At 43.0% G+C, this 10286-nt stretch carries 11 protein-coding genes; 6 read left to right on the top strand and 5 right to left on the bottom strand.

The genetic code is table 11. From position 1 onward, the window contains the following. From dndC to dndD, 3 genes are all read left to right on the top strand, one after another. Positions 1–1207: DNA phosphorothioation system sulfurtransferase DndC (gene dndC / locus F6K20_RS10735; RefSeq protein WP_287294636.1), on the top strand; the 1207-nt coding region annotated here is incomplete at its 5' end. A 21-nt stretch (positions 1208–1228) separates the two neighbouring features. Continuing rightward, positions 1229–1816, top strand: a complete 588-nt coding sequence (locus tag F6K20_RS10740) for a DUF924 family protein (protein ID WP_287294638.1) — start codon at positions 1229–1231, stop codon at positions 1814–1816. Positions 1817–2056: 240 nt separating this feature from the next. After that, entirely contained in the window at positions 2057–4057 is a 2001-nt protein-coding gene (dndD, locus tag F6K20_RS10745) for a DNA sulfur modification protein DndD (protein ID WP_287267819.1), read from the top strand. Here dndD and F6K20_RS10750 read toward each other — a convergent pair. Continuing rightward, a complete protein-coding gene (locus F6K20_RS10750) occupies positions 4047–4565 on the bottom strand; it encodes a hypothetical protein (RefSeq protein ID WP_287250468.1) in 519 nt (172 codons plus the stop codon). The genes dndD and F6K20_RS10750 overlap by 11 nt on opposite strands. Positions 4566–4667: 102 nt before the next feature. After that, positions 4668–5480 (bottom strand): calcium-binding protein, encoded by an 813-nt coding sequence (locus F6K20_RS10755; RefSeq protein ID WP_008189435.1) that lies wholly within the window; start codon positions 5478–5480, stop codon positions 4668–4670. Between the two features lie 390 nt (positions 5481–5870). On the opposite strand from F6K20_RS10755, the gene dndE reads away from it, so the two are divergent. Continuing rightward, positions 5871–6266 (top strand): DNA sulfur modification protein DndE, encoded by a 396-nt coding sequence (gene dndE, locus F6K20_RS10760; RefSeq protein WP_008189434.1) that lies wholly within the window; start codon positions 5871–5873, stop codon positions 6264–6266. 43 nt (positions 6267–6309) lie between these two features. Here dndE and F6K20_RS10765 read toward each other — a convergent pair whose 3' ends face one another. Both F6K20_RS10765 and F6K20_RS10770 read right to left on the bottom strand, forming a co-directional pair. Further along, positions 6310–6957: a DUF2062 domain-containing protein gene (locus F6K20_RS10765; RefSeq protein ID WP_081431929.1), complete on the bottom strand. Its 648-nt coding sequence runs from the start codon at positions 6955–6957 to the stop codon at positions 6310–6312. A 192-nt stretch (positions 6958–7149) separates the two neighbouring features. Continuing rightward, positions 7150–7758, bottom strand: coding sequence for a thioredoxin family protein (locus F6K20_RS10770; RefSeq protein WP_008189429.1), 609 nt, complete (start codon positions 7756–7758; stop codon positions 7150–7152). A gap of 267 nt (positions 7759–8025) precedes the next feature. On the opposite strand from F6K20_RS10770, the gene F6K20_RS10775 reads away from it, so the two are divergent. Next, a complete protein-coding gene (locus tag F6K20_RS10775; RefSeq protein WP_008189427.1) occupies positions 8026–8430 on the top strand; it encodes an NIL domain-containing protein in 405 nt (134 codons plus the stop codon). Positions 8431–8524: 94 nt separating this feature from the next. Beyond that, the gene (locus F6K20_RS10780) at positions 8525–9862 is read left to right on the top strand and encodes a HEAT repeat domain-containing protein (RefSeq protein ID WP_008189425.1); all 1338 of its coding nucleotides are present in this window, start codon (positions 8525–8527) and stop codon (positions 9860–9862) included. A 152-nt stretch (positions 9863–10014) separates the two neighbouring features. Here F6K20_RS10780 and F6K20_RS10785 read toward each other — a convergent pair whose 3' ends face one another. Then, positions 10015–10134: a photosystem I reaction center subunit VIII gene (locus tag F6K20_RS10785; RefSeq protein ID WP_071986957.1), complete on the bottom strand. Its 120-nt coding sequence runs from the start codon at positions 10132–10134 to the stop codon at positions 10015–10017. Positions 10135–10286 lie beyond the last annotated feature (152 nt).

The raw sequence follows: 10286 nt of genomic DNA on the forward strand, positions 1-10286 counted from the left end.
TCAACCGGAGGTTAAAGAAACCTACTGTGTAAGTTTAATTGGTAAAGGTTACCCAGCTCCACGGGGTAAATTTCGCTGGTGTACTGAACGTTTGAAAATTAAACCCTCTAACCGTTTTATTCGGAATGTTATCCGATCTAGTGGAGAGGCTATTGTTGTTTTAGGCACTCGCAAAGCTGAAAGCCAACAACGGGCAAGACGGATGAAAAAAATGGAAGCTAAACGAGTACGTGCTCGTCTAACTCCTAATATGAATTTACCAAACTCCTTGGTTTATAGCCCCATTGAAGATTGGCAAAATGATGAGGTTTGGCTCTATCTCATGCAATGGCAAAACCCCTGGGAATACAGCAATAAAGACTTATTTGCTATGTATCGAGGGGCTAGTGCTGATAACGAATGTCCATTAGTTGTGGATACCTCTACTCCTAGTTGTGGTAGCTCTCGTTTTGGTTGCTGGGTTTGTACACTGGTGAGTCAGGATAAATCCCTGACAGCAATGATTGATAATGACGAAGAAAAGGAATGGCTGGAACCTCTACTGGATTTGCGCAAGGAGTTGGAGCCTGGAGAAAACCGTGAGCGACGAGATTTTAGACGTAGCAATGGTAATGTCCAACTGTATGAACGGAATTTAGATGGACAAATATCTGTTGAGCCGATTCCTGGTCCTTATACCAAAGAAGCACGGGAGTATTGGCTGAGGAGATTGCTTACTGTTGAAACTGACGTTCGTCAGAATTGTCCAGAAAATATGGGGGACATCACGTTGATTAGTAAAGAGGAACTTAGTGAGATTCGTCGCATCTGGCTAGAAGAAAAACACGAATTTGATGATAGTTTGCCCCGCATCTATGAAGAAGTTACTGGCGAACCCTTCAAAGACATCCGTCCTGGCGCTGAAAATCGTTTGCTTGGTGGTGATGAGTGGCAGGTCTTAGAAGAAATCTGTGACAATGATGCTATGCATCTCGAACTAATGGCAAAACTGCTAGACACAGAACGCCAGTATGTGACTAGGTCTCGTCGTATTGGGATCTATGAGGCTTTGGAGCGGTGCTTTGACACTAGTTCTCGGTCTAAAGAAGATGCGATCGCTAATGCTCACTTGAAACGAGATTTAAAAACAGCTGCTGATGAAGGGGATGTTGACACTGTCAAGCAGCTGGCTTGGGCAAATTTGAAATTTCCAGTCCAGAATTCGTAATCATTCAAACTAGAGTAACTTATGATACAGGCTTTGGATAGCTCCAATCAGATATTAAATTTTTGGTTTGGTAAGCCGGATGAACCCGAATATGGCAAATCCCGAAAAGTCTGGTTTACTAAGAATCCAGATTTTGACCAAGAAATGCGATCGCGTTTCCTCGACATCTATCAACAAGCGGTGGCTGGGGAGTTAGATAACTGGCAAACATCACCCTATAGCTGCCTAGCGCTAATTATCCTATTCGATCAGTTTCCTCGTAATATGTTTCGGGGTCAACCCCAAGCTTTTGCCACTGACTCCAAAGCCTTGTCTACTGCCCAGTATGCTGTTGATCGAGGCTTTGACAAAGAACTCTTACCAGTTCAGCGGTGGTTTATCTACTTACCCTTTGAGCATAGCGAAAATCTCGAACATCAGCGCTACTGTGTTGAATTATTCTCGACTCTTAAGGATGATCCCGATAGTGCCAGTACAATTAATTATGCCTATCGTCATCTAGAAGTGATTGAACGTTTTGGTCGCTTTCCCCATCGTAATAAAATCCTTGGTCGGATTAATACTCCAGAAGAGGAGGAATTTATAAAGCTGCCCGGTTCATCATTTTAGGGTTAATTATCGAACGTTAACTCTGAACGGTTTCACTTTCGACGATTAACAGCAAATATAGCGTTTCTCATAGTTATGAGGTACACAGGATTTTTTCTATGTTCCCTATTACCTAATCTCTATAATTCCAAAGGTACCTCACCTATTGAAAAAATGCTATAAAGGCCAATAAACAGTTATTATTTTGTGGTTCTCGATCTATGTATAAACTTTGTAATCAACTTCGTACTTGAGAAACTGGTGATTTTCCTTGAACTTGTCCTAGAAAACTTTGGACCCTATCTCGGGCGTCAGGTAATCAATCTCTGTCCAAAAAGGGATGATAACTCTCGACCTATTATTCTAGTCGGTGGTATGAATGGTGGTGGCAAAACCACTATGATGGATGCGATTCGTCTGGCTTTATATGGACACCGCGCTCAATGTTCCACCCGTGGCAATTTGAGTTATAGCGACTTTCTAACTCAGTCAGTCAATCGCAATGCCTTACCTATTGACAACACCCGAGTGGAATTAGTTTTTGAACATATCGAGAACGACCAGCCCATGGAGTATCGGATTGTACGCACTTGGACAAAAAAACCGAAAGATGGTAAGGATAACTTAGGCATTTTAGAGGGAGACTGGCTGGATTCTGCCCTAACCAATACTTGGGACGAGTACATTGAAAATCTCTTGCCCTTAGGAATATCAAACCTATTTCTTTTTGATGGGGAACAGGTTAAAGAACTAGCAGAAGTGGAAGCACCACCCCCGGTTGTTGTGGAAGCGATTCGATCATTACTTGGTCTAGAACTTGCTGACCGCTTAGCCATTGACCTTGATATTTTAGTGACGCGCAAACGTAAATCTATGGCGAATCAACAGCAACTGTCTAATTTAGAAGATATCGAAAAAAAGCTCTCCTCTCAACAATCAGACTATGAACTAGCTAAACAAGAGTTAGCGATTACTCAAGAGCAGCTAGAACAAACCAGAGAAAAACAGCAACAAGCGTTTGATAAATTTGTCTGTGATGGTGGCAAAATTGCAGCCCAACGGAACCAACTAGAGAGTCAACTCCATAACTACAATACTAAAGCTGAACAAATTCGTGAACAGATGAGGGAATTAGCAGCTGGTATTTTGCCTCTATCGTTAATTGAACCCCTACTTACCCAAGCCCAAGCTCAAGCAGAAAAAGAATCGCTAGCATCACAGGCAAAACTAGCTAGAGATATTTTACAACACCGTGATCAACGTCTGATAGATTTATTGACTGCTCTGAAGTTGCCTGCTAAAAAATTTGATAAAATTAAAGCGTTCTTGGAAAAAGAAAATCAACAAATAGAGCAAGAGGCTGGGGAGGGTAAAGACGCTTGGTTAGGAGCTGAGGAAGAAATGTTTCATTCCCTAACTAATCTCTTGACTTACTACCAACCAACTCAAAAGCAATTAGCTGAAGAGCAATTAGTTAAGCGCCAAAATCTGGAAGCAGATATTAATGCCACTAAAAGACAACTAGCAACAGCTGCTCCTCCGGAATCCTATCAAGAACTCGAAGATGCACTAAAACAGGCACAAACGGAATTGGCTCAAGCTCAAGCAGCTTACGAAATCGCCAAACGCCGCTGCGATAAATTAGGATATGCGATCGCACAAACCAAAAAAGACTTAGCCAGGTATGGTGAAGAAACCATTGACCGCAAAAATGATCAGCATATGCTTACAGCATCTGCTAAAGTCCAACAGAGCCTTAAGGTTTTCCGGGAACAGTTAACTCTCAGAAAACTGAATAAATTAGAACATGAGGTAACCGAATGCTTCCTCTATCTCCTCCATAAATCTGACCTAGTCCATCGAGTTGCCATCGACACCAACAGCTTCAGCCTATCCCTGTACGACCTACAAGGAAAACTTGTACCGAAACATCGTCTATCGGCTGGGGAAAAGCAATTATTAGCGATCGCATTATTGTGGGGACTCGCCCGTGTTTCTGGACGTAATCTACCCGTAGCCATTGATACCCCCCTCGGACGATTGGATTCGTCCCATCGCAGCAACCTAGTGGAACGTTACTTCCCCGCCGCCTCCCATCAGGTGATTCTGCTGTCTACAGATACCGAAATTGGTAAGGTCGAAGCTAAACAATTACGAGACGCTGATGCGATCGCACAACAGTATTTGCTAAATTATGACCCAGCCAAACATTGGACAACCGTGGAATCGGGTTACTTCTACTCAGAACAGGTCACGGCATGACCATAAATGTTGTTGACTTTGCATGCAATTTGTCTTGGAGTGCTTCTGGGACAGGGTCTAACGTAATCCTGTATTCTCCTTCTTGCTCCAAGGTGATGCTAGGACCTGGTTGATAGGGCTGACTAGGATCCGCAGTAGGATCCAAACCCACCCTCGGATAGTTACAAGAATCGTCTTCCCCTGGTATGGGATCACAAGGGTAATAGACAACTGGACTTTGCACATCGACCATGAGTTGTTTTTGGCTACCATCTGGTAGGTAGACAGTCATTCTCAACGGAATCGGCTCTAAGATATTGACAGGCTCGCCAACAGCTTTAAAAGCGAATTGGACAGTTTCCCCAGCAGTAATTGGTTGGTCTGTATTTGGGACTAGCTGGATGGTAAGAGGTTTTGACAGTAACTGTGGTTCTTCAACTAACTCTTTTGTATTATTATAGCAGCCAGCAGTAATCAATAACGGGCTAATCAATAGGGCAATGGCGAAGACAGTTTTACGAATGTACATGGAGGTAAATCCCATCGGTATTTGCTATCAAAGACGCCAAGTTGCCCTAAAAAGTTCTAGTGACTGCTGAGTACTGATAGCTGAATCTTGATATTCAGATGGCTATAGTTGTACATCCATTAAGGTTGCCAAAATATCACCACTTTGGGCAAATACCAAGGTATTATTTCCGGAAACAGTAAAACTGAGTTCATTATTTTGGAAGACATCTTGACCTGATTGGAAGCCATGAATAGTAACTGCTCCCTCACCCTCTAACAGCAAAAACTCGTCAATACCACTGCCAGCGAAAACAGTATCATTCCCGATGCCAGCACTAATAAAATTATTGCCAACTCCGGCAAAAATTAAATCATCACCGAAGCCAGTCGTAATTTGGTCATTACCACTGCCAGCGTAGATCGTATTGTTACCGGATTGAGCATCGATCAGGTTATCTCCCTCTCCTGCGAAGATAACATTATCACCAAATTTAGTAGTAATTGTGTCATCCCCAGTGCCCATGTAGATGATATTGTCACCAAAGAGAGTAGTGATAACGTTATCCCCCTCACCAGCAAAGATTTCATTATCCCCCCTTTCCGTAAAAATTGTGTCATCCCCAGCACCAACAAAAATCTGATTGTTGTCACTTTTAACCAGGCTGATTTGGTTATTCCCCTCCCCTGCAAAGATTAAATTCTCATTACTTTCAAAGACTGTAATCACATCATCGCCAACGCCTGTGTAGACAGTATTATTGCTGCCCATACCTAGGCTAACCCGATCACCCTGATTGCCTTCATTGGCGAAGATGGTATTATTCCCCCCTTGGAAAACGGTAAGATCGTCCTTGCCAGTGCTAGCGAAAATAGTAGTGTTACCACCGCTAGCTGAAATTATGTCGTCACCCGGTGTACCGAAGATTGTTTTCATGATCAAAAGCACGCGAAACAGTTTCGAGAATGTTACAAGTCATCGCCCAAGCTGGCGTTGTAGGAGCGCAAAGCTTTTAGCCGCTACTAATTCCCATGACAAGAATTACAGCGCCAGCATTAGACATTGATCACTTTTTTAGTTGAGTAGTAGTAAACAGCAAAATTTTTATTCTACTGAAAAAATTTTAGGTGAAAACCCATAGAGCTTGATTAAATGTATAATTAACTAGGTGAAGATTAATGTAAAGATTCAATAAAGATCAACGTCAGATAAGACGATCACTTAAGGTAAGTAAATTCCCTTCTACCTTTCACCTTTAACCTTTTCCCAAAAAGGGTGAAGCAATATTTGAATCAATAGTTGAAGCAATTAAGCATTAATTTATTCATGCAACCGCCAATAAACCAGATCACACTTTCCCAAACTGCCAAAGACCAACTGATTAAACTCAAACGTCAAACCAAAATCCCTCAGTGGCATGTTCTTTGTCGCTGGGCAATCTGCCGTTCCCTCGCCGAACCGACAATGCCCTCTCCGGTTCCCATACCTGCCGATAGTAACGTCGAACTCACTTGGAGCGTTATGGCAGGAGATATGGCTGATATGCTCCTGATTGCTCTCAAACAACGCTGCCATAACGATGGCTTAAGTTTGGAACAAGAAACCCTAGCGAATCAGTTTCGCCTTCACCTTCATAGAGGTATTGGTTACTTAGCAGGGGATACCACTATTAAAAAAATTGAGGATTTGATTGCCGTGGCTGTTATCAAGGATGAAATATGAAGTGTGAAGGATAAAGTGTGAAGTATGAAGTCTTACTTAGCACTCAGTACTTAGCACTCTTGGACTCAGTACTCAGCACTGAGGATTCACAACTATAGTGCTCAATGCGGTGCGTTCCCGTAGCGGCTCTTCGAGAACATCGCTTTTTCTGATGCTGCAAGGAACGATTTGTCCGCAATCGATGGATCAGCTGCACACTCAACCAATAACTAACCACAGCACAGACCAATCCAACTGCGAAACAACCAACGAATAAGGTTAGGATAATTTCTGACCCCAATTCTGTAAATTCCTGCCAAGATTGGAAACTCACATTAGCCAATTCATCCTGGTTCAGTAGCCATTCACCGACGTGAAAGTTGAATGCAAAAATCGGTACATAAGTCAAGGGATTACTAATCCAAGTTCCAGCAGTAGCAGCTATTTTGTTACCTCGCAATAGTACCGCCAGCAAAATCCCTATAATTAACTGGAGACCAAACAGCGGAAAGAACCCAGCAAACACACCACATGCTAAACCTCGTGCGATCGCTTCTGGTTTTCCTTGCATACGAACTAAGCGCCAATATATGTATTTTAGGCGTCGTCTAAAAGTTCCCCTCGGTCTGATCGACTTTCGTTTACCTAGCTCAAGGGGTTTGGTGGCTGAGGGTAAAGGCTGTGGGTAGCTTGACAGGGATTTTCTAGACATTTTCGCAAATCAATCAGCAACCCTCTAGCAACTGGGGCAGATTATTCTGGGGCAGATTATTAGTCAGCAGCTAATCTTTACTGTAGCGGAAAATCAGCTTCAAGGGCTAAAGCCAAAGGCCAAAAGGGGAAATAAAGCTGCAAAAATCTTAAGAAATTCTATGCAAGCTTGTTGCCTTTTACCTTGTGCCTTTTACCTTGTGCCTTTTACCTGACTACCATGGCTACGAGGATCATCTTGATTCGTTATTGTAATTGATAGGGAATCGTCAATATCCGAAACCGTACCACTAGCTTGGCTATAGGGTAATGGCACATGGGTTACTATTGCATCTAAGTTAGCTTCGAGTACTTGACGGGGTTGTTCTCCAATAGTTTGGGCGATCACTGTGCTGGCTTCATCAAAAAACACAAAATGAGGAATACCATCTACTCGATACTTGACCAGTTCTGGTAACCACTTGCTGTTATCCACATTCAGCATGACAAAATTGACTTTGGTTTTATACTGCTGTTTCACTTCACCCAAATCCTTTGCCATGGCTTGACAGCTGGTACACCAGTTTGCATAAAACTCCATCAAGGTTGGCTTGCCATTGCTCAGTGCAACCTCTAGAGGGGTAGATGCTTCGGCTTGGGCTTCCAAGGAACCGAGACTAGTCTCAGTTTTTAATCCCAAGAATAGGGCAATACCCAGTGCGATCGCTACTAGGGCAATTAAAAAGTTTCTGATCCGGCTGCCACTAGTGGGTACTGAAGGGGAGGATGATGGTGTAGTTGAGTCTGGTGAATTAATAGCCATCTTGCTACAACTTTCTTGGTACAACTTTATAATTGTTTACATTTTACAACAACAAGACTTAGGCACCAACAGCCTTAAAACCCGGTTTCTCGTTATAAATCCAGCAATAGTAGGGTTTGGGGCGTAACTTCTGAGTAACTTAGAAGTAGATTAGATTCAAACGTTTTTTGTTGACGGTTGACGGCTGACTGTTGACAGTGAACTGTAAACAAGTGCAAATGTTACGTTTATTTTTACTGGCCTACTGATAAAGTTTGACAAATCACAATGAAAAAACGGGTAACCCTGACCTTTCCCCGACGGGCGATTCAGATGCCGGTGGCTTACCGACTGGCAAAGGATTTTAATGTGGCTGCCAATATTATCCGGGCCCAAGTTGCTCCCAATCAAATCGGCAAACTTGTGCTAGAGTTATCTGGCGACATTGATGAGTTGGATGCTGCGATTGAGTGGATGCGGACGCAAAACATTGATGTTTCCCTGCTAAGTCGCGAGATTTTGATTGATGAGGATAGTTGTGTCGATTGTGGCTTATGTACTGGGGTTTGTCCCACTCAAGCCCTGATTCTTGAGCCAGAGACATTCAGACTGAAGTTTAAGCGATCGCGTTGCATTGTCTGTGAGCAGTGTATCCCCACTTGCCCTGTTCAGGCCATTTCTACAAATTTTTAAGATTTCAGACGCCTTAAGCTATTGCCCAACAACCCTGTCTTCAGGCACACTTTCAGATAAAATCAACTAAATATCAACCCCAAGAGGAGCCCTCATGAACCCAATTATTATTCTTATTGTAGCTATACTTGCAGCAGCCGTTGTTGGGGCAATCGTATTTTTTGTACTGCAAAATAAACTGGATTTTCTATCCGAACAAACCGACAGAAAATTAGAAGTTTTTCAAAATAAGTATGAGACTAGGGTACAACAAAGTTCTCAAGCTCTGCAAGAAAGTTATCGAGAGCAGTTAAATCATAAAATTGCCGAAGTCAAACAGCAGTTAGAGTCTAGCCCTGCTCCTCCTGCCCAATCTTTACAGGAAAATTATCAGGCTCAGTTAACCGAAACCACTAATGAGCTGAAGCAACAACTTGATGCTAGTCTTCTGGAAACTGTCCAATCCTCGGAAGCAAGATATCAAGAACAATTGACACAAGCTACCCATCAGTTAAAGGAAGAACTTGAGTCTAATTTTCGCCAAGAGCTGCAATCTGCTGCTGCTCCTGCCGAATCTTTACAGGAAAATTATCAGGCTCAGTTAACCCAAACCACTAATGAGCTGAAGCAACAACTTGATGCTAGTCTTCTGGAAACTGTCCAATCCTCGGAAGCAAAATATCAAGAACAATTGACACAAGCTACCCATCAGTTAAAGGAAGAACTTGAGTCTAATTTTCGCCAAGAGCTGCAATCTTTGGAAGCGAAATATCAGGCTGATTTAGAGTTAGCCCATCAAAAAATTGCTGAATTAGAACAAGCTCATAAATCCCCAATACCAGACGAGGTTAATAACCTAGATGAAACAGAGGAAACTTCAGCGCAAACTGGTAATGAATTAGTCGAATTATTACAAGAGGCAGAAACAAATCAAGACGAGCCTCAACCAGTGGTCAAGGACGAAATGTTGCCTGAGCCGAGTCAGCCAGAGCAAACAATGCTGACAGAAACCCCAAGTATTACTGATCAGTCCAGCCAAAGTGATCAGGACTTGGATGAAACCATAACTGCTTTGGGAAATTATGCTCAAGCCAGGGATATTCCCCAGTTAAGTAAGTACATCAATCATCCTGAAAGCCTTATTCGGGGCTCAATTGCATCAGCCTTGGGTAAAATTGCTGCGGGTCTTGGACTCAGAGCCGAAATTCAACAGGCCATACCGCTGATCGGCAAATTGATTCAAGATCCCCAACCATCCGTGCGACAGTCTGCTGTTGAAGCCCTGAGTAATATTAAATCTGAAAAAGTTATACCCTTGCTTGAAAGGGCATTAAGGGATCCAGATAGTAATGTGGTTAAATCCGCCAGTGCTGGGATTAGTCAGTTTAAGAGTTATCGGCGAACTCCTAAGCCCAAACCTGCTCAGAAGACTGTAAAGCCCTCTAAGCCTTAACGAGTGCTCTAATCGAAAAGCATAGCCCAAAACCCTAGGGATGTGGGGATTGATCACCCTTTCTCGGGAGTCAACCCCCATGATTGAGTCCCACTCTCACCGATACTCCCTTGAAAAAAGGGGGCTGGTATCCTGCAGGACTTCTAGCTTGTTTAGTCAGCGTCGCTTTCAATGTGGATAAACAAAAGTCCCAAAACTACAGTAGGCATAACTAAGCCTATGAAGGGGACTAGCATCGTTGGTAAGAAAGAAGCTGCGTATGCGCCTGTCATATCTTATTTTCCTATTTGCCTATTAATACAGTAACAAGTTGAACCGATACTTTTTAGCTACCAAAGTCTACCAAGATAGACCAAGGCCCGCCAATGCAAGATGCTTTCGCATCTAGGGGGTATCTCCGCTCTGACGGAATATCCCGCGAGCG

This window comes from Moorena sp. SIO2C4 (assembly GCF_010672485.1).
In the GTDB taxonomy this organism is placed as follows: Bacteria; Cyanobacteriota; Cyanobacteriia; order Cyanobacteriales; family Coleofasciculaceae; genus Moorena; species Moorena producens.

What these genes read in the sequence shown, in the direction of transcription:
- F6K20_RS10740 (WP_287294638.1), top strand. Translation starts at nt 1,229, where the DNA reads ATGATACAGGCTTTGGATAGCTCCAATCAGATATTAAATTTTTGGTTT.
- F6K20_RS10750 (WP_287250468.1), bottom strand. Translation starts at nt 4,565, where the DNA reads ATGTACATTCGTAAAACTGTCTTCGCCATTGCCCTATTGATTAGCCCG.
- F6K20_RS10755 (WP_008189435.1), bottom strand. Translation starts at nt 5,480, where the DNA reads ATGAAAACAATCTTCGGTACACCGGGTGACGACATAATTTCAGCTAGC.
- dndE (WP_008189434.1), top strand. Translation starts at nt 5,871, where the DNA reads ATGCAACCGCCAATAAACCAGATCACACTTTCCCAAACTGCCAAAGAC.
- F6K20_RS10765 (WP_081431929.1), bottom strand. Translation starts at nt 6,957, where the DNA reads ATGTCTAGAAAATCCCTGTCAAGCTACCCACAGCCTTTACCCTCAGCC.
- F6K20_RS10770 (WP_008189429.1), bottom strand. Translation starts at nt 7,758, where the DNA reads ATGGCTATTAATTCACCAGACTCAACTACACCATCATCCTCCCCTTCA.
- F6K20_RS10775 (WP_008189427.1), top strand. Translation starts at nt 8,026, where the DNA reads ATGAAAAAACGGGTAACCCTGACCTTTCCCCGACGGGCGATTCAGATG.
- F6K20_RS10780 (WP_008189425.1), top strand. Translation starts at nt 8,525, where the DNA reads ATGAACCCAATTATTATTCTTATTGTAGCTATACTTGCAGCAGCCGTT.
- F6K20_RS10785 (WP_071986957.1), bottom strand. Translation starts at nt 10,134, where the DNA reads ATGACAGGCGCATACGCAGCTTCTTTCTTACCAACGATGCTAGTCCCC.